Source organism: Pseudomonas sp. BF-R-01 (genome assembly GCF_019946615.1).
Taxonomy (GTDB): Bacteria; Pseudomonadota; Gammaproteobacteria; order Pseudomonadales; family Pseudomonadaceae; genus Aquipseudomonas; species Aquipseudomonas migulae.
The window spans coordinates 1-21,413 of record NZ_JAGYFX010000101.1; the positions used below are offsets into that span (position 1 = coordinate 1).

Genomic DNA, 21,413 nt, shown 5'->3' on the forward strand with positions numbered 1-21,413 from the left:
CGAAAAACGATAACGCGGTCCATAAGTTAAACCGCGTTATCGTTTTTCGCGGGCAAGCCTCGCTCCTACATGAAATTAGATCGGATTCGGGCAATCGATGAAGATGTGCTCCAGCGCAAACCGTCGCGCCAGGTAATCCCCCAGCGCCTGCACACCATAACGCTCGGTGGCGTGGTGACCGGCGGCGATGAAGCTGATGTCGTTTTCCCGGGCGCTGTGGAAGGTTTGCTCGGACGCCTCACCGCTGAGGTACAGATCGACGCCCGCCAAGACCGCCTGATCGATATACCCCTGGCCGCCACCAGTGCACCAGCCGACCCGACGAATCATCTCGCTGCCTTCAATCAGCAGCGGCTCGCGCCCCATGACTTCCTGCACGCGGCGAGCGAAATCACGCGGCGTCACCGGTTCGTTCAACGAGCCGACCAGACCGACAATCTTCAGGTTATCCGGGTCCAGCGGCCCTTCGACGGTGATGTCCAACTGACGGGCGAGCTGCACGTTGTTACCGACTTCCGGGTGCAGGTCCAGCGGCAAGTGATAGGACAGCAGGCTGATGTCGTGCTTGAGCAGGGTTTTCAACCGACGCTGCTTCATGCCGGTGATGCACGGGTTCTCGCCCTTCCAGAAGTAACCGTGATGCACCAGCACCAGATCGGCCTGCGCTTCGACGGCGGCATCCAGCAACGCCTGACTGGCCGTGACGCCACTGACGATGCGCATCACCTGCGGCCGCCCTTCGACCTGTAACCCGTTGGGGCAATAATCGGCAATCTTTGCACTGTTCAGATAACGGTCGGCTTCTTCGACCAGGGTGCTCAGGGCGACGGCCATAAAAGACTCCTAAATATCCCGTTCAGAGGCGCGCGCGGCCTCGTATAATGCGCGACATTATGGGCGGTCTCTAACCGCCTGCAACCTCTCAGGACGTGCTTAATGCTCAAGGCGCTGCGTTTTTCCGGCTGGCCGCTGTTGGCCGGCGTGCTTATCGCTCTATTGATCATCCAGCGTTACCCGCAGTGGGTCGGGCTTCCAAGCCTCGACGTCAACCTGCAACAAGCCCCGCAAACCACCACCATGCAACAGGGGCCGGTGTCCTATGCCGACGCCGTCACCACCGCTGCGCCGTCGGTGGTGAACCTGTACACCACCAAAGTCATCAACAAGCCGAACCATCCGCTGTTCGAAGACCCGCAGTTCCGCCGCTTCTTCGGCGACAACGCGCCCAAGCAGAAACGCATGGAATCGAGCCTCGGCTCCGGCGTGATCATGAGCCCGGAAGGCTACCTGCTGACCAACAACCACGTGACCAGCGGCGCCGACCAGATTGTCGTCGCGCTGAAGGACGGGCGTGAAACCCTGGCCCGCGTCATCGGCAGCGACCCGGAAACCGACCTCGCGGTCCTGAAGATCGATCTGAAAAACCTGCCGTCGATCACCGTCGGCCGCTCCGACAACATCCGCATCGGCGACGTCGCCCTCGCCATCGGCAACCCGTTCGGCGTCGGCCAGACCGTGACCATGGGCATCATCAGCGCCACCGGCCGTAACCAGCTGGGCCTGAACAACTACGAAGATTTCATCCAGACCGACGCCGCGATCAACCCCGGCAACTCCGGCGGTGCGCTGGTGGATGCCAATGGCAACCTGACCGGGATCAACACGGCGATCTTCTCCAAGTCCGGCGGTTCGCAAGGCATCGGTTTCGCGATCCCGGTCAAACTGGCGATGGAAGTGATGAAGTCGATCATCGAACACGGCCAGGTGATTCGCGGCTGGCTCGGTATCGAAGTGCAGCCGTTGAGCCAGGAGCTGGCGGAGTCGTATGGCCTATCGGGACGTCCGGGCATTGTGGTCGCGGGGATTTTCCGTGACGGCCCTGCGCAGAAGGCTGGCCTGCAATTGGGTGACGTGATTCTCACCATCGACGGCGAACCGGCCGGTGATGGTCGCCGCTCGATGAACCAGGTCGCGCGGATCAAACCGACCGACAAAGTCACGGTTCAGGTGATGCGCAACGGCAAGGAACTGAAGCTCACCGCTGAAATCGGCTTGCGCCCGCCACCGGCGCCGGTCAAAGAGAAAGAAGAGCAGTAAGCACTCACCACACGATCCCTGTAGGAGCGAGCGGTGCGGCGATCCGACTTGCCCGCGAAGAACGATGACGCGGTGTACTTGATACACCGTGTCATCGTTCTTCGCGGGCAAGCCTCGCTCCTACAGGGGTTGTGGGGTGTTTAGAGGTCGCCGAGGCCGTCGATCAGAGCCTGATTCTGTTCAGGCGTGCCAATCGAAATCCGCAGGAACTGCGCAATGCGCTCCTGCTTGAAGTGCCGGACGATCACGCCCTGCTCGCGCAACTTCGCCGCCAGCCCCGCCGCATCGTGCTGCGGATGCCGGGCAAAGATAAAGTTCGCCGCTGACGGCAGCACTTCAAAGCCCTTGGCTTGCAGTTGCGCAACGACCTTCTCGCGATTCTCGATCACCAACCCACAGGTCTTGTCGAAGTATTCGCGGTCTTCGAATGCGGCGGCTGCACCGACGTTCGCCAGGCGGTCCAGCGGGTAAGAGTTGAAGCTGTTCTTGATCCGCTCCAGCGCCTCGATCAGGTCCGGATGCCCCACCGCCAGACCGACCCGCAGGCCGGCCAGGGAACGGGACTTGGACAACGTCTGAGTCACCAGCAAATTCGGATAACGGTCCACCAGGCTGATCGCCGTCTCGCCACCGAAGTCGATGTAAGCCTCATCCACCACGACCACCGAATCCGGGCTGGCCTTGAGGATTTGCTCAACCGCGTCCAGCGCCAGCAGGCAACCGGTCGGGGCGTTCGGGTTCGGGAAGATGATCCCGCCGTTCGGTTTGGCGTAATCCGCCGGGTTGATCTGGAACTGTTCGTCCAGCGGCACCGCGTCGAACGTGATGCCATACAACCCGCAGTAGACCGGGTAGAAGCTGTAGCTGATGTCCGGGAACAGCACCGGCTGATCGTGTTGCAGCAAACCGTGAAAAATGTGCGCCAGGACTTCATCGGAACCGTTGCCGAGGAACACCTGATTGCTTTGCACGCCGTAGTACTTGGCGACAGCGTTCTTCAACAGGTCGCTGTTCGGGTCCGGGTACAAACGCAGGTTGTCGTTGAGCTCGGTCTGCATCGCCGCCAGGGCTTTTGGCGATGGGCCGTACGGGTTTTCGTTGGTGTTGAGCTTCACCAGTTTCGCCAGTTTCGGCTGCTCGCCCGGCACGTAAGGCACCAGGTTCTTGACGAACGGGCTCCAGAATTTACTCATCTCAGTTCCCCTGCTTGTCGTCGATGATGCGGTATTCGGCGCTGCGGGCGTGGGCGGTCAGCGACTCGCCACGGGCCAGCACGGAAGCGGTCTTGCCCAGTTCCGACGCACCCTGCTCAGAGCAGAAGATGATCGACGAGCGTTTCTGGAAGTCGTACACGCCCAGCGGCGACGAGAAACGAGCAGTGCCGGAGGTCGGCAGCACGTGGTTCGGGCCGGCGCAATAGTCGCCCAAGGCTTCGGAGGTGTGACGGCCCATGAAGATTGCGCCGGCGTGACGGATCTGAGGCAACCACGCTTGTGGATCGGCGACCGACAACTCCAGGTGCTCCGGTGCGATGCGGTTGGCCACTTCGATGGCTTGCTCCATATCACGAACCTGGATCAGCGCCCCACGGCCATTGATCGAGGTTTCGATGATCTCGGCGCGTTCCATGGTCGGCAACAGTTTGGCGATGCTGGCGGCGACCTTGTCGAGGAACCCGGCGTCCGGGCTGACCAGAATCGCCTGGGCGTCTTCGTCGTGCTCGGCCTGGGAGAACAGGTCCATGGCGATCCAGTCCGGATCGGTTTGGCCGTCGCACACAACGAGGATTTCCGACGGGCCGGCGATCATGTCGATGCCGACCTGGCCGAACACGTGACGCTTGGCGGTGGCGACATAGATGTTGCCCGGGCCGACCACCTTGTCGACCTTCGGCACGCTTTCGGTGCCATAAGCCAACGCGGCAACGGCTTGGGCGCCACCGATGGTGAAGACACGGTCGACACCCGCGATGCACGCTGCGGCCAATACCAGCTCGTTGATTTCACCGCGCGGGGTCGGTACCACCATGACCACTTCGGTCACGCCCGCCACTTTGGCCGGGATCGCGTTCATCAGTACGGACGACGGGTACGACGCTTTGCCGCCCGGGACATAAAGACCGGCGCGATCCAGCGGCGTGACCTTCTGGCCCAGCACCGTGCCATCGGCCTCGGTGTAGCTCCAGGAATCCTGTTTCTGCTTTTCGTGGTAGCTGCGCACACGGGCCGCGGCTTTTTCCAGCGCTTCACGCTGCGGCACGGTGATGCGGGTCAGGGCCAGTTCCAGGCGCTCGCGCGGCAGGATCAGGTCGGCCATCGAGGCGACTTCCAGGCCGTCGAACTTCTGGGTGAATTCCACCAGCGCCGCATCGCCACGCTCGCGCACGGCCTTGATGATGTCCAGCACCCGCTGATTGACCGAGTCGTCAGACACACTTTCCCAGCTCAGCAGATGATCCAGATGATGTGCGAAATCCGGGTCAGCAGCGTTGAGTCGGCGAATTGCAGTCGGTGCGGTCATAGCGAGAGCCTCATAGGAATGGCAAAAACTCAGGCGCCCTAACTTAGCAGTCGTTTCCGCTTGGGCACCTGAGATTCTGGCTATGAGGCGGATAGACGGGCGCGACTCAAGGTCGCGCAGGTGAATCAGCCGCGGTGTCGAGACTCCACTGCCTTGCGCAGGGTGTCGATCAACGCCTGGATACGGGCGTGCTGCATTTTCATCGAAGCTTTGTTGACGATCAGCCGGGAGCTGATGTCGGCAATGAAATCCTGGGGTTCCAGGCCATTGGCGCGCAGGGTGTTGCCGGTGTCGACCACGTCGATGATCTTGTCCGCCAGACCGATCAGCGGCGCCAGTTCCATCGAGCCGTACAGCTTGATGATGTCGACCTGACGACCCTGTTCGGCGTAGTAACGCTTGGCAACGTTGACGAACTTGGTCGCCACCCGCAAACGGCCCTTGGGCTCGACGTCGCCGACACGGCCAGCGGTCATCAGCTTGCAGAGGGCGATGCGCAGGTCCAGTGGCTCGTACAAGCCCTGGCCGCCATATTCCATCAACACATCTTTACCGGCGACGCCCAGGTCAGCGGCACCATGCTCGACATAGGTCGGCACATCGGTGGCGCGCACGATCAGCAGGCGTACATCTTCCTGGGTCGTGGGGATGATCAGCTTGCGGCTCTTGTCCGGATTCTCGGTCGGCACGATGCCCGCTTCAGCCAGAAGCGGCAGGGTGTCGTCAAGGATGCGGCCCTTGGACAGTGCGATGGTCAACATGGGAAACGTCAGTCCTTATCAAGGTACGTGCCCGATCACAAACGGCGCCGGACACACATCGTGGGTGAAGTACCCTCGACTTGAAACGAATTCAACGGGCACATCCTTATGCCCATGCAGCAAAAAACTAGCCCGGTACGCGGCGGATCTTGGCGCCGAGCATCTGCAGTTTCTCTTCGATGCACTCATAACCACGGTCGATGTGGTAGATGCGGTCGATCAGGGTGTCGCCTTCAGCGATCAACGCCGAGATCACCAGGCTGGCCGAAGCACGCAGGTCGGTGGCCATCACTGGCGCGCCTTTCAGCTTCTCGGTACCGGTGACAATGGCGGTGTTGCCTTCGACCTGGATCTTGGCGCCCATGCGGTGCAGTTCGTAAACGTGCATGAAGCGGTTTTCGAAGATCGTCTCGATCACGGCACCGGTGCCTTCGGCAATGGCGTTGAGCGAGATGAACTGCGCCTGCATGTCAGTCGGGAACGCCGGGTATGGAGCGGTGCGCACGTTGACGGCTTTTGGCCGCTTGCCGTGCATGTTCAGCTCGATCCAGTCTTCGCCGCAGTTGATTTCGGCACCCGACTCACGGAGTTTTTCCAGGACGGCTTCGAGGATGGTCGGATCGGTGTCCTTGACCTTCACACGACCGCCGGTCACGGCGGCGGCAACCAGGTAGGTACCGGTTTCGATACGGTCCGGCATCACTTTGTAAGTGGTGGTGTGCAGACGCTCGACGCCATCGATGGTGATGGTGTCGGTGCCGGCGCCAGAGATCTTGGCACCCATGGCGATCAGGAAGTTCGCCAGGTCGACCACTTCAGGCTCGCGCGCGGCGTTGGCCAGCACGCTGCGGCCCTTGGCCAGGGCAGCGGCCATCATGATGTTTTCGGTACCGGTCACACTGACGGTGTCGAAGAAGAAGTGCGCGCCACGCAGGCCGCCTTCAGGCGCCTTGGCCTTGATGTAGCCGCCTTCGACGTCGATGACCGCGCCCATGGCTTCAAGACCACGGATGTGCAGGTCCACCGGACGCGAACCGATGGCGCAACCGCCAGGCAGTGCGACTTCGGCTTCACCGAAACGGGCAACCATCGGGCCCAGTACCAGGATCGACGCACGCATGGTTTTAACCAGTTCGTACGGAGCGATCAGGGTCTTGATGGTGCGCGGGTCGATTTCGACGCTGAGTTTCTCGTCGATCACCGGCTCGATGCCCATGCGACCGAACAGCTCGATCATGGTGGTGATGTCGTGCAGGTGCGGCAGGTTGGCAACGGTAACCGGGCCATCGCACAGCAAAGTTGCAGCCAGGATCGGCAGGGCAGAGTTCTTTGCCCCGGAAATGCGGATCTCGCCATCAAGACGAGCGCCACCGGTAATAATCAATTTATCCATAAGAATCTCGACGCCCTTGGGCTCAGGTGCGCTCGGCCCAGGCCGCGCTGCTGAAAAATTTCATAGTGACCGCATGGATGCTGCCATCGGTGATCCATGGGTTCAAATGGGCATAGACCTGCTGCTGACGCTTCACCGGGCTCAACGCCGCCAGTTCATCGCTAATCACATTCAGCTGAAAGTTGCAGCCTTCGCCTTCAACTTCCACCTGCGTGTTTGGCAGCTTTCCTTCAAGGAAGCTCTTCACTTCTACGGCCTGCATGCTCAACCTCAATCGGCGCCCTGTGCGCGCGGGTCGGACATCATACAAAAAAGCCCCGCGCCTGCGAACCCCGCGAAGCAGGACTCTGACGGGGGGCTTCTCTGTCGATGCGGTTAGGGATGCGCCAACAGCTCGGTCATTTCGCTGACCTGAGCGATTTCGCGCATGTCTTCGGGCATCGCGCGAATGCTCAGCGACTTGCCGGCCTCGTGCGCATCCCGCATGAAACACAGCAGCAACGACAAGCCGACGCTGCTGGATTTCAACACCGCCGAACAGTCCACCACCAGTGCGGGGGCCTTGCTGGCCTTGATCAGCGCCTGGCCCTGCTTGCGCAGGCCCGGGCCAGTGAGGTAGTCCAGCATGCCGCTGAGCATCAGCTCACCGGATTCATTCATGCGAATGGCCGATACACTCATTGGGTCTGCTGCTCGGTGGATTGCTTCTGGCTGGCTTCCTTGGCCTTGGCGACTTCACCGGCCCAACCATTGATGGTCTTGTCCAGGTCGTTGCCATTGCGCTGCATCGCATCGGCGAACTGATCGCGGAACAGTTTGCCGATGTTGATGCCGTTGATGATCACGTTACGCAGCTTCCACTCGCCGTTGATCTTCTCGAGCGTGTAGGACACAGGATAGATCGCGCCGTTGCTGCCTTTGACCGTCATGCCAACGCTGGTGCGGTCTCCCGACTCATCCTTGGCAGGGTCGACGACGATGCCCTGGTTGTTGTACTCGAGCAAGGCGTTACCATAGAACTGGAACAGGCCTTTCTTGAAGTTTTCTTCAAAGGTCTTCATTTGCGCCGGCGTGGCCTTGCGCGAATATTTGACCGTCATGATGCTCTTGGAAATACCCTCGGCATCCACCACAGGCCCGACGATGGTGTTCAGCGCCGTGTAAAAGTCCTGCGGGTCCTGTTTGTACTTCTCTTTGTTGGCCGACAGATCCGCCAGCAACCGGGTCGTGGTGTCTTGTACCAGTTCGTGCGCGGAAGGCGCCGCCACGGCGTTAGCCATCAACGGCAGGGCCGCGAGTAATACCAACAGGCCACGTCGCAAGGTAGAGATCATTCAAAAGCTCCTCATTTGGCGTCTTTGCTAACGGTATTGAGCAGGAATTTACCGATCAGGTCCTCGAGCACCAGCGACGACTGGGTGTCATGGATGGTTCCACCATCCTTGAGCAGGGCTTCTTCGCCGCCCACGCTGATACCGATGTACTTCTCGCCCAACAGGCCAGCAGTCAGGATAGATGCAGTGGAGTCATTCGGCAGGTTATCTACGCGCTTTTCCAGCTGCATCGTCACTCGACCGGTGAAACTGTCGCGGTCCAGATCGATCGCCGTGACCTTGCCGATGGTCACACCGGCCATGGTCACTTTAGCTCTGACCGTCAAACCGGCGATATTGTCGAAATACGCATAAAGTTTATAAGTATCGTTGGTTGCGCTCGGGGACAGGCCACTCACCCGCAACGCCAGCAACAGCAAAGCCAGGATGCCAGCCAGCAAGAAAAGGCCGACACCGATTTCCAGGGTGCGGTTTTGCATCAGAAATCTCCAAACATCAAGGCGGTCAGAATAAAGTCCAGGCCGAGTACCGCCAACGAGGCGTACACAACGGTCTTGGTAGTGGCACGACTGATCCCCTCGGATGTGGGCTCACAGTCATAGCCTTGGAATACGGCGATCCAGGTCACGACAAAAGCGAAGACAATGCTTTTGATGATGCCGTTCAGCACATCGTCGGCAAAGGTCACGCTGTTTTGCATGTTCGACCAGTAGGAACCTTCATAGACACCCAGCCAGTCGACGGCCACCCACGAACCGCCCCAGATACCCACCACGCTGAAAATCATCGCCAGCACCGGCAGGGAAATGAAGCCGGCCCACAGGCGCGGGGCAATGATGTACTTGAGCGGGTCGACACCAATCATTTCCAGACTGGACAACTGCTCGGTGGACTTCATGTTGCCGATTTCAGCCGTCAGGGCCGAACCGGCGCGCCCGGCGAACAACAACGCCGTGACCACGGGGCCCAGTTCACGCAGCAACGTCAGCGCAACCATCTGCCCGACCGCCTGCTCCGAACCATAGCTGGACAGGATGTTGAACCCCTGCAGTGCCAGCACCATGCCGATGAACACCCCGGAGACCACGATGATCACCAGGGACATCACGCCCACCGAATGCAATTGCTTGATCAGCAGCCCGAACCCGCCGCCGATACCGCCACGGCCGAGCAAGGCATGAAACAGGAAGATCGTCGAACGGCCGAACACCGCCAGCACATCGATGCCGGAGTGGCCGAACCGGCGCACGCGCTCCAATAGTGAAATCTTGCGCATCAACGCTTCCCCAGAAGATCTGCGCGGTAATCCGTCGCTGGAAAGTGGTATGCCACCGGGCCGTCGGGTTCGCCGGTCATGAATTGGCGAATTCGCGGCTCCTGCGAGTTCATCAGCTCCTCGGGCGTGCCCTGCCCCAACACCTGGCCTTCGCCCACCACATAGATGTAGTCGGCGATGCTCGCCGTCTCGGCCAGGTCGTGGGAGACCACGATGCTGGTGATGCCCAGCGCGTCGTTGAGCAGGCGGATCAGGCGCACCAGGACGCCCATGGCGATCGGGTCCTGACCGACGAAGGGTTCGTCATACATGAGAATCTGCGGATCGAGAGCAATTGCCCGGGCCAGCGCCACACGACGCTTCATGCCGCCGGACAGCTCCTCGGGCATCAGGTCGATGGCGCCACGCAGGCCCACGGCCTGTAATTTGAGCAGGACGATGTCCCGGATCATTTCTTCCGGAAGCTCGGTATGAACGCGAAGCGGAAAGGCGACGTTCTCGAACACATCGAGATCGGTAAACAGTGCGCCGCTCTGAAACAGCACGCCCATGTGCTTGCGAGCGTCGAACAAATCGCTGCGCGACAGCTTTGGCAGGTTTTGACCGTTGACCCAGACTTCGCCCTTGGTGGGACGCAGCTGTGCGCCCATCAAACGCAGCAATGTGGTCTTGCCACACCCGGAAGGCCCCATGATGCCGGTGACCTTGCCGCGTGGAATACGGATATCGACGTTATTGAAAATGCTGCGCGAACCGCGCTTGAAGGTCAGTCCCTTCAGCTCGACCGCGTAGGCGTTATCGGCACTCATCTAAACTCCTTGCGATGCAGCCTCTCACTCGGACGCCTGACTTTCTGACGAAAGCACATACCTCCCGGGCAGGCCGAACTGGCGGCGAACTATATCACTGCAAAGGCCAAGCGCCCAAGCGCCAAGCCGGGCCATGTTCAGCAACATGACAGGCAAAAAGCTTTCACTCGGAGGGTTTCGGTAACAGGGAATGACAAAGCGCGACGAACTTGCGTGAGGGTTTCGATCATTACCGCTATAATCGCCGCCTTTTCATCAGGCTATACGATTTCTGACATGAGCCAATCCAGCGACCTGATTCAATCAGCACAACGCACCATCCGCCTCGAACTGGAAGCCGTAGAAGGCTTGCTGCCCCACATCGACGCAGATTTCGTACGCGCTTGCGAGATGATTCTGGCCAGCAAAGGCCGCGTAGTCGTGGTCGGCATGGGCAAATCAGGGCACATCGGCAACAAGATCGCGGCCACCCTGGCCAGCACCGGCACCACGGCGTTTTTCGTGCACCCGGCCGAAGCCAGTCACGGCGACATGGGCATGATCACCCGCGACGACATCATCCTGGCCCTGTCGAACTCCGGTTCCACCAACGAAATCGTGACCCTGCTGCCGCTGATCAAACGCCTGGGCATCAAACTGATCAGCGTGACCGGCAACCCCGACTCACCGCTGGCCAAGGCCGCCGAGGTCAACCTCAACGTGCACGTCGAGCACGAAGCCTGCCCGCTGAACCTGGCGCCGACATCGTCGACCACCGCGGCTCTGGTCATGGGCGACGCCCTGGCCGTTGCGCTGCTGGAAGCCCGCGGCTTTACTGCTGAAGACTTCGCCTTTTCCCACCCGGGTGGCGCGCTGGGCCGACGCCTGCTGTTGAAAGTGGAAAACGTCATGCACGCCGGGCAGGAGCTGCCGCAAGTCCAGCGCGGCACCTTGCTCAAGGACGCGCTGATGGAAATGACCCGCAAGGGTCTGGGCATGACCGTGATCCTGGAAGCCGACGGCAAACTCGCCGGGATCTTCACCGACGGCGATTTGCGCCGCACCCTGGATCGCAGCATCGACATCCACAGCGCGACGATCGACCAGGTCATGACCGCTCACGGCAAGACCGCCCGCGCCGAGATGCTCGCGGCCGAGGCCCTGAAAATCATGGAAGACCATAAAATCAACGCGCTGGTCGTGGTCGATAGCGAAGACCGCCCGGTCGGCGCCTTGAACATGCACGATTTGCTGCGTGCGGGAGTAATGTAATGAGCACGGACCTGCTGCAACGCGGCAAACAGATCAAACTGGCGGTATTCGACGTCGACGGCGTCCTGACTGACGGACGCCTGTACTTCCTTGAAGACGGCAGCGAATTCAAGACATTCAATACGCTCGACGGCCAGGGCATCAAGATGTTGATGGCAGCGGGCGTGCAGACGGCTATCATCAGCGGCCGCAAGACCCCGGTGGTCGAGCGACGGGCGAAGAACCTCGGTATTCCCCACCTTTATCAGGGCCGTGAAGATAAACTGGTGGTGCTTGACGAGCTTCTCGCACAGCTCAATCTAAGCTATGAACAAGTCGCCTACCTCGGCGACGACCTGCCAGACCTGCCGGTGATCCGCCGCGTTGGCCTGGGCATGGCGGTGGCCAATGCCGCCAGCTTCGTGCGTGAACACGCCCACGGCATCACCCAGGCCCGTGGTGGCGAGGGTGCCGCTCGCGAATTCTGCGAATTGATCCTGCGCGCCCAGGGCCGCCTCGATGCGGCCAACGCCGCGTACCTGTGAGCCAACTATGCTGAGCAAGAAATTTCGCAACATCCTGATGTTCGGTTGCATCGCAGCGATATTTGCTGCGGTCGGCTACTGGAACATCAGCCCGGAGCGCTTCCTCGACAAGCCTGTGGCAAAGGTCGATGAAAGCGAAATCGACTACTACGCGATCAACGCGCACAGCGTCCAGTTCCTGCCGGATGGCAAACTGCAATACGAAATGACGTCCGACAAGGTTGAACACCTGAAGGCGACCGAAGTGACGCTGCTGACCAACCCGGACCTGAACCTGTTCCGCGGCACCCAGTTCCCTTGGCACGTCCAGAGCGAACACGGCGAGGTCAACCCGGACGGCACCCAGGTCGAACTGATCGACTCGGTGCGCATCACGCGTTTCGACGAGAAAAACCGCAAGACCCTGATTACCACCACCCGTATGACCGTGTTCCCGCAACAGCAATATGCGCAGACCGAGCAACCCGTTAGAATCGACGGCGCTGGCGGTGTATCGACTGGCAAGGGAATGAAAGCGTATTTGAAAGAAAGCAGGATACACCTGCTATCGAACGTAAGAGGACAGTATGAGGCTCGTTAAAACTCTCCCTATTTTGCTCGGTCTGAGCGCAGCACTGGGAAGCGTGAGCGCCTGGGCTCTGCCGAACGATCAACAGCAGCCGATCCGCATCCAGGCCGACGACGCCCAACTGGACGACAAGAACGGTATTGCCACCTATAAAGGTGACGTGATCATCACCCAAGGTTCGATGATCGTTAAAGGCAATACTGTGACCATGACCCGCACCCCTGCGGGCGACATCGACGTGGTGACTTCGGTGGGCAACCTTGCCTATTTCGAACAACTGCAAACGGCGGGCGACACCAAGCCGGTTCAGGGCTGGGGCGTCACCATCCAGTACCACGCCTCGCAAGACCGCGTCGTGCTGATCGATCGCGCCAAAGTTGTCGATAAGGACGGTAACGTCACCCAAGGCGAGAAAATCGTCTACGACACCAACAAAAAGCTTGCCAGCGCAGGCCGTGCCACGGGCACCAACGTGACCGAGTCGCGTCCGCGTATCGACATGGTTATCCAGCCGAAAAAGAAAACCGACGAGCAAAAGGCCCCGTAATGGCAACTCTGAAAGCTCAGCATTTGGCCAAGAGCTACAAGAGCCGTCAGGTCGTGCGCGACGTCAGCCTGTCCATCGACAGCGGTCAGATCGTCGGCCTGCTTGGCCCTAACGGCGCCGGTAAAACCACCTGCTTCTACATGATTGTCGGTCTGGTTCAGGCGGATCAGGGTCGCGTACTGATCGATGATCTGGACGTCAGCCACCAGCCGATGCACGGTCGTGCGAAGGCCGGTATCGGCTATCTTCCGCAAGAAGCGTCGATCTTCCGCAAACTCTCGGTCGCCGACAACATCATGGCGATCCTTGAGACCCGCAAGGAACTCGACAAGGCCGATCGCCGCAAGGAACTGGAAAGCCTGCTGCAGGAATTCCACATCAGCCACATCCGCGACAGCCTCGGCATGAGCCTGTCCGGTGGCGAGCGCCGCCGCGTGGAAATCGCCCGGGCACTGGCCACCAACCCGAAATTCATCCTCCTCGACGAACCGTTCGCCGGCGTGGACCCGATTTCGGTGGGCGACATCAAACAGATCATCTACCACCTCAAGGCCAAGGGCATTGGCGTGCTGATCACCGACCACAACGTCCGTGAGACGCTGGATATCTGCGAAACCGCCTACATCGTCAACGATGGCCAACTGATCGCCGAAGGTGATTCGGCCACCATCCTGGCCAACGACCTCGTGAAAGAAGTCTATCTGGGCCATGAGTTCCGCCTGTAAGCACTAAGGTGTCTGGCTGGCTGCCCGAGCGCTTGTCTCGATAAAAAATCAATACTTTTTTATTGTTACAGCGCTCTAGGCAAACGCTACGGTTTCGGGCATATAATTTGCTTATGTTTGGCGCTTCGGCGCCCTGTAGTGGATGGCGCATGTGCGCCGGCGAATAAGGTGTTTAGCCCCTGCCATGAAACCATCGCTAGTCTTGAGAATGGGCCAGCAGCTGACGATGACACCGCAGCTGCAACAGGCCATCCGCCTGCTCCAATTGTCGACCCTGGACCTGCAACAGGAAATCCAGGAGGCCCTGGAGTCCAATCCGATGCTCGAACGCCAGGAAGAAGGCGACGACTTCGATAACGCCGACCCCTTGGCCGACAAAGCCGAACAGCAACCCAACGCCGACGTTTCAGAACCCTCCTATCAGGAAACCGCCCCGACGGTGGACAACCTCGAGGAAGGTGACTGGAACGAGCGCATTCCCAACGAACTGCCCGTAGACACCGCCTGGGAAGACGTCTACCAGACCAGCGCCAGCAGCCTGCCGAGCAACGATGACGACGAGTGGGATTTCACCACCCGTACATCAGCCGGTGAGAGCCTGCAAAGCCACCTGTTGTGGCAACTGAACCTGGCGCCGATGTCCGACACCGATCGCCTGATCGCCGTGACCCTGATCGACTGCATCAACAATCAGGGTTACCTGGACGAAACCCTCGAGGAAATCCTCGAAGCCTTCGATCCGGAACTCGACATCGAACTGGACGAGATCGAAGCCGTCCTGCATCGCATCCAGCAATTCGAACCCGCCGGCATCGGCGCCCGCAACCTGGGTGAATGCCTGCTGCTGCAATTGCGCCAACTCCCTGCCAAGACACCTTGGCTGGCCGAGGCCAAGCGTCTGGTCACCGATTACATCGACCTGCTCGGCAGCCGCGACTACAGCCAGCTGATGCGCCGCATGAAGCTCAAGGAAGATGAACTGCGCCAGGTGATCGAACTGGTTCAGAGCCTCAACCCGCGCCCTGGCTCGCAGATCGAATCCAGCGAAGCCGAGTACGTCGTCCCCGACGTGATCGTGCGCAAGGACAACGAGCGCTGGCTGGTCGAGCTGAACCAGGAATCGGTGCCACGGCTGCGGGTCAACGCCCAATACGCCGGTTTTGTGCGCCGCGCCGACACCAGTGCCGACAACACCTTCATGCGCAATCAGTTGCAAGAGGCCCGCTGGTTCATCAAGAGCCTGCAAAGCCGCAACGAAACCCTGATGAAAGTTGCCACCCAGATCGTCGAGCATCAGCGCGGTTTTCTGGAATACGGCGACGAAGCGATGAAACCGCTGGTGCTGCATGACATCGCCGAAGCGGTGGGCATGCACGAGTCGACGATTTCCCGCGTAACCACACAAAAATTCATGCATACCCCCCGGGGCATATATGAGCTGAAATACTTTTTCTCCAGCCACGTCAGCACCTCCGAAGGCGGTGAATGCTCGTCCACGGCGATCCGCGCGATCATCAAAAAACTGGTTGCCGCGGAAAATCAGAAAAAGCCGTTGAGTGACAGCAAGATCGCTGGTTTACTGGAGGCACAAGGCATTCAGGTGGCTCGCCGCACCGTCGCCAAGTACCGCGAATCCCTCGGGATCGCGCCTTCGAGCGAACGCAAGCGGTTGATGTAGAGCCACGCCACAGCGTTCCAGTGGTAGATCATCTGGTCTACCGCTTTATGCACTGGCAACGAAGGAGAAGCTGTATGCAAGTCAACATCAGTGGACACCAACTGGAAGTGACCGAACCTCTTCGCACCTACATCGGCGAAAAACTCGAACGGTTAGAGAGGCATTTCGACAAGATCACCAACGTGCAGGTCACGATGACGGTCGAAAAGCTGAAGCAGAAAATCGAAGCCACGCTGCATATTCCCGGCAATGAAGTGGTCGCCAACGCGGAGCATACCGATATGTACGCGGCGATCGACGCATTGACCGACAAGCTGGATAAACAACTCAAAAAGCATAAGGAAAAGACCCAGAGCCTCCTCCAGGGCGCGACCGGTCGTTAACACTCCCAACCCATGATCCGACTTGAAAGCATCCTGACCCCCGGCCGTTCCCTCGTGAACGTGCCGGGCGGCAGCAAAAAGAAAGCCCTCGAGCAAATTGCCAACCTGATCGCCCGGGAAGTGCCGGATCTGGAGATGCAAGATGTCTTCGAGGCGTTGATTGCCCGTGAAAAACTCGGCTCGACCGGTTTTGGCAACGGCATCGCTATCCCTCACTGCCGGCTGAAAGGTTGCACCTCGCCCATCAGCGCCTTGATGCACCTGGACGCCCCCATCGATTTCGACGCCATCGACGGTGCTCCGGTTGACCTGCTGTTCGTCTTGCTGGTCCCCGAAGCCGCTACCGATGCGCACCTTGAATTGCTCCGCCAGATCGCCAGCATGCTCGATCGCAAGGAAGTCCGCGATCGCCTGCGTAGCGCCCCGAGCAATGAAGCCTTGTATCAGGTTGTCCTGGACGAGCAAAACGGGCACTAATCATGCGCTTGATCATCGTCAGTGGCCGTTCCGGCTCAGGTAAAAGCACCGCGCTCGATGTTCTCGAGGACAACGGCTATTACTGCATCGACAACCTGCCCGCCGGGTTGTTGCCGGAACTGGCCGAACGCGCGCTGGTCCACACCGAACTGCCACAGCCGCTGGTTGCCGTCTCTATTGATGCGCGCAACCTGCCGAGCCACCTGAGCCGGTTTCCGGAACTGCTCGAAGAAGTTCGCAGCCGGCATATCCAGTGCGACGTCCTGTACCTGGACGCCGACGAAGAAACCTTGCTGAAGCGTTTTTCGGAAACTCGCCGTCGTCACCCGCTGAGCAGCGCCAACCGCTCGCTGGCCGAGGCGATCAACGACGAAACCAGCCTGCTCGGGCCGATTGCCGACCTCGCCGATCTCAAGGTCATCACCACCAACCTGAACCTGTACCAGCTGCGCGATACCATCAAGTTGCGCCTGCTGAACCAGCCGGAACCCGGTACTGCGTTTTTGGTGGAGTCGTTCGGATTCAAGCGCGGCATGCCGGTGGACGCCGATCTGGTGTTCGACGTGCGCTGCCTGCCGAACCCCTATTGGAAGCCCGAGCTACGCGATCAGTCCGGGCTTGATGAACCGGTTGCCACGTACCTGGCCGCCCAGCCGGACGTCGAAGAGATGTTCCAGGACATTTCCACGTACCTGCTCAAATGGCTGCCGCGCTTTGCCGCCAGCAACCGCGCTTATGTCACCATTGCCATCGGCTGCACCGGCGGGCATCACCGCTCCGTCTATCTGACCGAACGTCTGGGTCAGGCCCTGCAAAAAACCCTGAAGAACGTCCAGGTCCGCCACCGCGACCTCAGCTAAAGGATTCACATCGCGATGCCTGCTCTGGAAATCGAAATCATCAACAAGCTGGGTCTGCATGCCCGTGCTTCCGCCAAATTCGTTGGTGTTGCCGGCGAGTTCAAAGACTGCACGATCAGAGTCGGACGAACGCCGGAATCAACGGTCGACGGCAAAAGCATCATGGCAATGATGATGCTCGCTGCGGGCAAAGGCACCAAAATCTACATCAGCACCGAAGGCGAAGACGAGCAAAGAGCGCTGGATGCGCTGACAGACTTGATCAACCGTTACTTCGACGAAGGCGAATAACGCTCGCCTAGGCGAGCGCTGTATCCATCACCATCATCAAACAAAACCCGATCAGCAGCCCAAGACTGGCCAGCTTGTCGTGACCATGGCGTCGCGACTCGGGGATGACTTCGTGCGTGACCACCAGCAACATGGCCCCGGCCGCGAGCGCCAGGCCCAACGGCAACAGCAATTCGGCCAGGCTCACCAGCCAGGCGCACAACAGTGCGAAGACCGGCTCGACCAAGCCTGATGCCGCCCCGATCAGGAACGCCTTGACCCGCAACATCCCTGCCCCGGCCAACACCAACGCAATGACCAATCCTTCCGGCACATCCTGCAAGGCGATGCCCATGGCCAGGCTGTCGGAGTCGGGCATGCCGCCACCCGCCGAGACACCGACCGCCATGCCTTCGGGAATGTTGTGGGCAATGATGGCAAACACGAACAACCAGATCCGTGGCGCAATGACCGGCCGCTCCAGCGTGCCGACGAGCATTTCCGGCGAGGCGCCGGAAACCTTTCGATCCACCAGATACAGCCCGAATGCGCCAAGCATGATGCCGAAACTGATCAGACCGCTGGCCGCCCAAGGTGTCAGCCCCAGGCTTTCAGCGGCGGCAATGCCTGGCACGATCAGCGAAAACGCCGTCGCCGCGAGCATCACCCCGGCACCGAAGCCGAGCAGCGTATCGCTGACCGCCTGGGGCATGCGTCGAATCACCAGCACCGGCACCGCGCCCAAGGCTGTGCCCAAGGCGCAAATGGCCCCGCCCTGCAACGCACGCAGCAGTTTCGGCTCAAGATCCAGCCACGCGAGCCCATGCGCAACCAACAGGCTCATGCCCGCCAGTAGTAACAGCGACCCAAACGCGTAACGAAACATTCGTCCACTTCCGATCGCCAGTGTTTCAGTGCCCATAGCCCGCCCAGGATTGTTTTTATAGAAGACTTAAACCAGTGCAGCCTGATAGCGCGCAGCGACTTCGGGCCAATTGATCACGTTGTAAAAAGCGTTGATGTATTCCGGCCGGCGGTTTTGATACTGCAGGTAATAGGCATGCTCCCAGACATCCAGCCCCAGAATCGGCGTATTGCCGTTCATCAAGGGACTGTCCTGGTTGCCGCTGCTTTCAACGACCAGCGTCTTTTGCGGCGTCACACTCAGCCAGGCCCAGCCACTGCCGAAACGGGTCAGCGCGGCTTTGGTGAAGGCCTCCTTGAAACGGTCGAGGCCGCCCAACTGCTCTTCGATGGCCTTGGCCAATTCACCGTCCGGCTGACCGCCGCCGTTGGGCACCATCACTTCCCAGAACAGCGAGTGGTTGGCGTGACCGCCGCCCTGATTGATCACCGCCGCGCGGAGCTTTTCCGGCAGTTGCTGGACTGCTGCCACCAGTTTTTCCACCGGCCACTCGGCGAACTCGGTGCCTTCGACAGCCGCGTTGAGGTTATTGATGTAAGTCTGGTGATGCTTGGTGTAGTGGATTTCCATGGTCTGCGCATCGATGTGCGGTTCCAGGGCATCGTAGGCGTACGGCAAGGCAGGCAAGCTAAAAGCCATTTCAGTGGACTCCATGATGTAGAGGCGCAGGGGGCGACGCGGCATCGACGTGCAGCAAACGATGAGTGCGCGGGTATTCGCCATGCTCGCTGATGAAATTCAGCAGTTCGACGTAGGTTTTGCTGCTCTGACGCAGTGCGGCTTCACGCAATGCCGGCGCCAGTCGCGGGTCCTGCATGGTCTTCAACAAGCGCTGGTGGATGGCGCACAGGTATTCGGCGCTCTCCTCCGGCTGGTTCAGACGCAAATGCAGCTCCGCGAGGTTGTGATGGGAAATGACGCAGGCCGCCACCGCTTCGTCGGCATCCGCCCAGCGCTCGAATAACACCTGGGCCAGGGCCAATGCCTGCAAGTAAGCCTCGCGGGCATCGACGTATTCGCCCAGCATGAAACAACGGTTTGCCCTTTCGATCGTGCGTTTCCAGTGCTCCATGGTGAGCCTCCAAAGCGGTTGCGGTGATTACACGCCGCCTGCGGTGAGCTTTTCCGGATTGAGCAACTCTTCCAGTTGGCTGCGCGACAGTTCGGTGTGCTCCAGAGCGACATCGATCACCGGCCGGCCTTGCTGATAAGCCTTCTTGGCGATCTCCGCAGCTTTTTGGTAACCAATGATCGGGTTGAGTGCCGTGACCAGAATCGGGTTGCGCGACAGCGCTTCCTTGAGCCTGGCTTCGTTGACCTTGAAACTGGCGATAGCCTTTTCACCCAAGAGGTGGCTGGAGTTGGCCAGCAATTCGATGCTGCTCAGCAAGTTCTGGGCGATGATCGGCAGCATCACGTTCAGCTCGAAATTGCCCGACTGCCCGGCGATGGTGATTACCGTGTCATTGCCGATCACCTGAGCGGCGACCATCGCGGTGGCTTCCGGGATCACCGGGTTGACCTTGCCGGGCATGATCGACGAGCCCGGCTGCAAGGCTTCGAGTTCAATTTCACCAAGGCCGGCCAGCGGGCCGGAGTTCATCCAGCGCAGGTCGTTGGCGATTTTCATCAGCGAGACAGCGGTGGTTTTCAGCTGCCCGGAGACCGCAACGGCGGTGTCCTGAGAGCCGATCAGTGCAAACAGATCTGTCCCCGGCGTGAATTGCACCTGAGTCAACTTGCTCAACTGCTGGCTGAAAAGCCCGGCAAATTCAGGGTGCGCATTGATACCGGTGCCCACCGCCGTGCCACCCTGAGCCAGGGATTGCAGGCTCGGCAGCAGATCCTGCAGATGGCCGATGTTGGCTTTGAGCTGTTGCGCCCAACCGTTGAGCACCTGGCTCATGCGCACCGGCATCGCATCCATCAAGTGAGTGCGACCGGTTTTGACGTGGTGGTGAACCTCCTCGGCCTTTTGCTCGATCACCTGCACCAAGCGCACCAATGCCGGCAGCAATTGCTCATGCAATGCCAGCGCAGCGCTGACGTGGATGGTGGTCGGGATGATGTCGTTGCTGCTCTGCCCGCAATTGACGTGATCGTTGGGGTTCACCGGCTCGCCAAGCAGTCGGCTCGCCACCGTGGCAATCACTTCGTTGGCGTTCATGTTGGAACTGGTGCCGGAACCGGTCTGAAAGATATCCACCGGGAAGTGCTGCATGAAGTCGTCCTTGAGCAAACCCAACGCCGCTTCGACGATGGCATTGCCCTGGGATTCGCTGATCTGCTTGAGTTCGATATTGGCCCGAGCGGCAGCGGCCTTGGCCAGGATCAGCGCACGGATGAACTGCACGGGCATCGGCTTGCCGCTGATCGGGAAGTTATTCACCGCACGCTGGGTCTGTGCGCCGTAGAGGGCGTCCACCGGGACCTGAAGCTCGCCCATGCTGTCGCGCTCAATACGTGTCTTGGTCATCAGAAAATCCTTGCACCAGTTCTATGAGAGGAATCGAAGGCTGCAACTCGCAGGTCGCCAGTTGCCAGGTGTAGCTTTGCCAGCGCTTGAGGCGGCATTTGCACAGAGAGAGGCGTTCGAGTTCGCGCAACGGGCGCCATGCCTGGTCCAGGCAATAGGTTCGCCAGTGCCAGGGCAGCGCGACGTCTGCGGCGGTGTCGAGCAATAAACGGAAAGAGGTTTCAGCGATGGTCCAGGGTGAAGTCGCCGTGCAACACGCCAGATACCTGCCTTCGGCCAGGTAGTGGTCGATCAGGCGCGGCTCGTCAGGGTCCATCCCGCAACGGATCTGGCGACTCATCCAGCGCCAGCTTTCGAGGTAAGGCTGCTCGTGCAAGGCAGAACTCATGATCCGGGGCTCATTCGGTAATGAGATTTATTATTAGATGATAATGAGAACCAACACAAGCCCGAGCATGGTCCCTTGTAGGAGCCGGCTTGCTGGCGATTGCGATCTGGCATTCAACATCGATGTCGACTGATTGACCGCAATCGCCAGC

Annotated in this window: 27 protein-coding genes; 11 read left to right on the forward strand and 16 right to left on the reverse strand. The window is 59.8% G+C overall.

All coding sequences use genetic code 11. The annotated features are described in order from the left end of the window. Window positions 1-75: 75 nt before the first annotated feature. Window positions 76-834, reverse strand: coding sequence for a Nif3-like dinuclear metal center hexameric protein (locus KGB27_RS25760; RefSeq protein WP_008037366.1), 759 nt, complete (start codon window positions 832-834; stop codon window positions 76-78). A 102-nt stretch (window positions 835-936) separates the two neighbouring features. Between KGB27_RS25760 and algW the strand changes: the two genes are divergently transcribed. Next, the gene (gene algW, locus KGB27_RS25765; RefSeq protein WP_008026944.1) at window positions 937-2,097 is read left to right on the forward strand and encodes a Do family serine endopeptidase AlgW; all 1,161 of its coding nucleotides are present in this window, start codon (window positions 937-939) and stop codon (window positions 2,095-2,097) included. A gap of 140 nt (window positions 2,098-2,237) precedes the next feature. Here algW and hisC read toward each other — a convergent pair whose 3' ends face one another. The 10 genes from hisC to KGB27_RS25815 form a co-directional block, all read right to left on the reverse strand. Then, the gene (gene hisC / locus KGB27_RS25770; RefSeq protein WP_008037367.1) at window positions 2,238-3,290 is read right to left on the reverse strand and encodes a histidinol-phosphate transaminase; all 1,053 of its coding nucleotides are present in this window, start codon (window positions 3,288-3,290) and stop codon (window positions 2,238-2,240) included. A gap of 1 nt (window position 3,291) precedes the next feature. Beyond that, the gene (gene hisD, locus KGB27_RS25775; protein WP_008026941.1) at window positions 3,292-4,617 is read right to left on the reverse strand and encodes a histidinol dehydrogenase; all 1,326 of its coding nucleotides are present in this window, start codon (window positions 4,615-4,617) and stop codon (window positions 3,292-3,294) included. 125 nt (window positions 4,618-4,742) lie between these two features. Then, window positions 4,743-5,378 carry an ATP phosphoribosyltransferase gene (hisG, locus tag KGB27_RS25780; RefSeq protein WP_008026940.1) on the reverse strand — a complete coding sequence of 212 codons (636 nt, stop codon included), beginning with the start codon at window positions 5,376-5,378 and terminating at the stop codon, window positions 4,743-4,745. Between the two features lie 127 nt (window positions 5,379-5,505). Next, the gene (murA, locus tag KGB27_RS25785; RefSeq protein WP_008026938.1) at window positions 5,506-6,771 is read right to left on the reverse strand and encodes a UDP-N-acetylglucosamine 1-carboxyvinyltransferase; all 1,266 of its coding nucleotides are present in this window, start codon (window positions 6,769-6,771) and stop codon (window positions 5,506-5,508) included. 22 nt (window positions 6,772-6,793) lie between these two features. Next, window positions 6,794-7,033: a BolA family protein gene (locus tag KGB27_RS25790; RefSeq protein ID WP_150710210.1), complete on the reverse strand. Its 240-nt coding sequence runs from the start codon at window positions 7,031-7,033 to the stop codon at window positions 6,794-6,796. A gap of 113 nt (window positions 7,034-7,146) precedes the next feature. Then, window positions 7,147-7,452 (reverse strand): lipid asymmetry maintenance protein MlaB, encoded by a 306-nt coding sequence (locus KGB27_RS25795; protein WP_008037374.1) that lies wholly within the window; start codon window positions 7,450-7,452, stop codon window positions 7,147-7,149. Continuing rightward, the gene (locus tag KGB27_RS25800; RefSeq protein ID WP_192417373.1) at window positions 7,449-8,105 is read right to left on the reverse strand and encodes a phospholipid-binding protein MlaC; all 657 of its coding nucleotides are present in this window, start codon (window positions 8,103-8,105) and stop codon (window positions 7,449-7,451) included. The genes KGB27_RS25795 and KGB27_RS25800 overlap by 4 nt, the downstream gene beginning before the upstream one ends. Before the next feature lie 11 nt (window positions 8,106-8,116). Next, window positions 8,117-8,584: an outer membrane lipid asymmetry maintenance protein MlaD gene (mlaD, locus tag KGB27_RS25805; protein WP_008026930.1), complete on the reverse strand. Its 468-nt coding sequence runs from the start codon at window positions 8,582-8,584 to the stop codon at window positions 8,117-8,119. Then, window positions 8,584-9,381 carry a lipid asymmetry maintenance ABC transporter permease subunit MlaE gene (gene mlaE / locus KGB27_RS25810; RefSeq protein WP_008026928.1) on the reverse strand — a complete coding sequence of 266 codons (798 nt, stop codon included), beginning with the start codon at window positions 9,379-9,381 and terminating at the stop codon, window positions 8,584-8,586. The genes mlaD and mlaE overlap by 1 nt, the downstream gene beginning before the upstream one ends. After that, window positions 9,381-10,190, reverse strand: a complete 810-nt coding sequence (locus KGB27_RS25815; protein WP_008026926.1) for an ATP-binding cassette domain-containing protein — start codon at window positions 10,188-10,190, stop codon at window positions 9,381-9,383. Before KGB27_RS25815 ends, mlaE begins: the two co-directional genes overlap by 1 nt. A 276-nt stretch (window positions 10,191-10,466) precedes the next feature. Between KGB27_RS25815 and KGB27_RS25820 the strand changes: the two genes are divergently transcribed. From KGB27_RS25820 to KGB27_RS25865, 10 genes are all read left to right on the forward strand, one after another. Next, a complete protein-coding gene (locus tag KGB27_RS25820; protein ID WP_008026924.1) occupies window positions 10,467-11,441 on the forward strand; it encodes a KpsF/GutQ family sugar-phosphate isomerase in 975 nt (324 codons plus the stop codon). Beyond that, on the forward strand, window positions 11,441-11,965 hold the full coding sequence (locus KGB27_RS25825; RefSeq protein ID WP_008037377.1) for a KdsC family phosphatase: 525 nt from the start codon (window positions 11,441-11,443) through the stop codon (window positions 11,963-11,965). The genes KGB27_RS25820 and KGB27_RS25825 overlap by 1 nt, the downstream gene beginning before the upstream one ends. 7 nt (window positions 11,966-11,972) lie before the next feature. After that, window positions 11,973-12,545, forward strand: a complete 573-nt coding sequence (lptC, locus tag KGB27_RS25830) for an LPS export ABC transporter periplasmic protein LptC (RefSeq protein WP_008026921.1) — start codon at window positions 11,973-11,975, stop codon at window positions 12,543-12,545. Continuing rightward, complete coding sequence (gene lptA, locus KGB27_RS25835; protein WP_008026920.1) at window positions 12,532-13,080, forward strand: lipopolysaccharide transport periplasmic protein LptA; 549 nt, start codon at window positions 12,532-12,534, stop codon at window positions 13,078-13,080. The genes lptC and lptA overlap by 14 nt, the downstream gene beginning before the upstream one ends. Then, window positions 13,080-13,805: an LPS export ABC transporter ATP-binding protein gene (lptB, locus tag KGB27_RS25840; protein ID WP_008026918.1), complete on the forward strand. Its 726-nt coding sequence runs from the start codon at window positions 13,080-13,082 to the stop codon at window positions 13,803-13,805. The genes lptA and lptB overlap by 1 nt, the downstream gene beginning before the upstream one ends. A gap of 184 nt (window positions 13,806-13,989) precedes the next feature. Further along, the gene (locus KGB27_RS25845) at window positions 13,990-15,483 is read left to right on the forward strand and encodes an RNA polymerase factor sigma-54 (protein WP_032828652.1); all 1,494 of its coding nucleotides are present in this window, start codon (window positions 13,990-13,992) and stop codon (window positions 15,481-15,483) included. Window positions 15,484-15,557: 74 nt separating this feature from the next. Beyond that, the gene (gene hpf / locus KGB27_RS25850) at window positions 15,558-15,866 is read left to right on the forward strand and encodes a ribosome hibernation-promoting factor, HPF/YfiA family (protein WP_007941242.1); all 309 of its coding nucleotides are present in this window, start codon (window positions 15,558-15,560) and stop codon (window positions 15,864-15,866) included. A 12-nt stretch (window positions 15,867-15,878) separates the two neighbouring features. Continuing rightward, window positions 15,879-16,343 (forward strand): PTS IIA-like nitrogen regulatory protein PtsN, encoded by a 465-nt coding sequence (gene ptsN / locus KGB27_RS25855; RefSeq protein WP_008026914.1) that lies wholly within the window; start codon window positions 15,879-15,881, stop codon window positions 16,341-16,343. 2 nt (window positions 16,344-16,345) lie between these two features. Further along, window positions 16,346-17,203 (forward strand): RNase adapter RapZ, encoded by an 858-nt coding sequence (rapZ, locus tag KGB27_RS25860; RefSeq protein ID WP_008037390.1) that lies wholly within the window; start codon window positions 16,346-16,348, stop codon window positions 17,201-17,203. A gap of 15 nt (window positions 17,204-17,218) precedes the next feature. Next, entirely contained in the window at window positions 17,219-17,494 is a 276-nt protein-coding gene (locus KGB27_RS25865; RefSeq protein ID WP_008037392.1) for an HPr family phosphocarrier protein, read from the forward strand. 7 nt (window positions 17,495-17,501) lie between these two features. Here KGB27_RS25865 and KGB27_RS25870 read toward each other — a convergent pair whose 3' ends face one another. From KGB27_RS25870 to KGB27_RS25890, 5 genes are read right to left on the reverse strand one after another with little or no spacing between them, the layout of a single operon-like run. Beyond that, complete coding sequence (locus tag KGB27_RS25870) at window positions 17,502-18,395, reverse strand: ZIP family metal transporter (protein ID WP_223556799.1); 894 nt, start codon at window positions 18,393-18,395, stop codon at window positions 17,502-17,504. Window positions 18,396-18,425: 30 nt separating this feature from the next. After that, on the reverse strand, window positions 18,426-19,037 hold the full coding sequence (locus tag KGB27_RS25875; protein ID WP_207285274.1) for a superoxide dismutase: 612 nt from the start codon (window positions 19,035-19,037) through the stop codon (window positions 18,426-18,428). Between the two features lies 1 nt (window position 19,038). Then, the gene (locus KGB27_RS25880) at window positions 19,039-19,470 is read right to left on the reverse strand and encodes a hypothetical protein (protein WP_223556801.1); all 432 of its coding nucleotides are present in this window, start codon (window positions 19,468-19,470) and stop codon (window positions 19,039-19,041) included. A 27-nt stretch (window positions 19,471-19,497) separates the two neighbouring features. After that, window positions 19,498-20,874 carry a class II fumarate hydratase gene (locus tag KGB27_RS25885; RefSeq protein WP_223556803.1) on the reverse strand — a complete coding sequence of 459 codons (1,377 nt, stop codon included), beginning with the start codon at window positions 20,872-20,874 and terminating at the stop codon, window positions 19,498-19,500. Further along, entirely contained in the window at window positions 20,855-21,262 is a 408-nt protein-coding gene (locus tag KGB27_RS25890) for a hypothetical protein (protein ID WP_008026896.1), read from the reverse strand. The genes KGB27_RS25885 and KGB27_RS25890 overlap by 20 nt, the downstream gene beginning before the upstream one ends. Between the last annotated feature and the right edge of the window lie 151 nt (window positions 21,263-21,413).

Bases quoted from the DNA above. Each gene is read 5' to 3' on its own strand.
- KGB27_RS25790 (WP_150710210.1), bottom strand. From the start codon at position 7,033: ATGCAGGCCGTAGAAGTGAAGAGCTTCCTTGAAGGAAAGCTGCCAAAC.
- hisD (WP_008026941.1), bottom strand. From the start codon at position 4,617: ATGACCGCACCGACTGCAATTCGCCGACTCAACGCTGCTGACCCGGAT.
- hisC (WP_008037367.1), bottom strand. From the start codon at position 3,290: ATGAGTAAATTCTGGAGCCCGTTCGTCAAGAACCTGGTGCCTTACGTG.
- rapZ (WP_008037390.1), top strand. From the start codon at position 16,346: ATGCGCTTGATCATCGTCAGTGGCCGTTCCGGCTCAGGTAAAAGCACC.
- lptA (WP_008026920.1), top strand. From the start codon at position 12,532: ATGAGGCTCGTTAAAACTCTCCCTATTTTGCTCGGTCTGAGCGCAGCA.
- KGB27_RS25890 (WP_008026896.1), bottom strand. From the start codon at position 21,262: ATGAGTTCTGCCTTGCACGAGCAGCCTTACCTCGAAAGCTGGCGCTGG.
- algW (WP_008026944.1), top strand. From the start codon at position 937: ATGCTCAAGGCGCTGCGTTTTTCCGGCTGGCCGCTGTTGGCCGGCGTG.
- hpf (WP_007941242.1), top strand. From the start codon at position 15,558: ATGCAAGTCAACATCAGTGGACACCAACTGGAAGTGACCGAACCTCTT.
- KGB27_RS25825 (WP_008037377.1), top strand. From the start codon at position 11,441: ATGAGCACGGACCTGCTGCAACGCGGCAAACAGATCAAACTGGCGGTA.
- KGB27_RS25875 (WP_207285274.1), bottom strand. From the start codon at position 19,037: ATGGCTTTTAGCTTGCCTGCCTTGCCGTACGCCTACGATGCCCTGGAA.
- KGB27_RS25870 (WP_223556799.1), bottom strand. From the start codon at position 18,395: ATGGGCACTGAAACACTGGCGATCGGAAGTGGACGAATGTTTCGTTAC.
- KGB27_RS25795 (WP_008037374.1), bottom strand. From the start codon at position 7,452: ATGAGTGTATCGGCCATTCGCATGAATGAATCCGGTGAGCTGATGCTC.
- lptB (WP_008026918.1), top strand. From the start codon at position 13,080: ATGGCAACTCTGAAAGCTCAGCATTTGGCCAAGAGCTACAAGAGCCGT.
- KGB27_RS25880 (WP_223556801.1), bottom strand. From the start codon at position 19,470: ATGGAGCACTGGAAACGCACGATCGAAAGGGCAAACCGTTGTTTCATG.
- KGB27_RS25865 (WP_008037392.1), top strand. From the start codon at position 17,219: ATGCCTGCTCTGGAAATCGAAATCATCAACAAGCTGGGTCTGCATGCC.
- mlaE (WP_008026928.1), bottom strand. From the start codon at position 9,381: ATGCGCAAGATTTCACTATTGGAGCGCGTGCGCCGGTTCGGCCACTCC.
- murA (WP_008026938.1), bottom strand. From the start codon at position 6,771: ATGGATAAATTGATTATTACCGGTGGCGCTCGTCTTGATGGCGAGATC.
- lptC (WP_008026921.1), top strand. From the start codon at position 11,973: ATGCTGAGCAAGAAATTTCGCAACATCCTGATGTTCGGTTGCATCGCA.
- KGB27_RS25845 (WP_032828652.1), top strand. From the start codon at position 13,990: ATGAAACCATCGCTAGTCTTGAGAATGGGCCAGCAGCTGACGATGACA.
- KGB27_RS25815 (WP_008026926.1), bottom strand. From the start codon at position 10,190: ATGAGTGCCGATAACGCCTACGCGGTCGAGCTGAAGGGACTGACCTTC.
- KGB27_RS25885 (WP_223556803.1), bottom strand. From the start codon at position 20,874: ATGACCAAGACACGTATTGAGCGCGACAGCATGGGCGAGCTTCAGGTC.
- KGB27_RS25760 (WP_008037366.1), bottom strand. From the start codon at position 834: ATGGCCGTCGCCCTGAGCACCCTGGTCGAAGAAGCCGACCGTTATCTG.
- mlaD (WP_008026930.1), bottom strand. From the start codon at position 8,584: ATGCAAAACCGCACCCTGGAAATCGGTGTCGGCCTTTTCTTGCTGGCT.
- KGB27_RS25800 (WP_192417373.1), bottom strand. From the start codon at position 8,105: ATGATCTCTACCTTGCGACGTGGCCTGTTGGTATTACTCGCGGCCCTG.
- ptsN (WP_008026914.1), top strand. From the start codon at position 15,879: ATGATCCGACTTGAAAGCATCCTGACCCCCGGCCGTTCCCTCGTGAAC.
- KGB27_RS25820 (WP_008026924.1), top strand. From the start codon at position 10,467: ATGAGCCAATCCAGCGACCTGATTCAATCAGCACAACGCACCATCCGC.
- hisG (WP_008026940.1), bottom strand. From the start codon at position 5,378: ATGTTGACCATCGCACTGTCCAAGGGCCGCATCCTTGACGACACCCTG.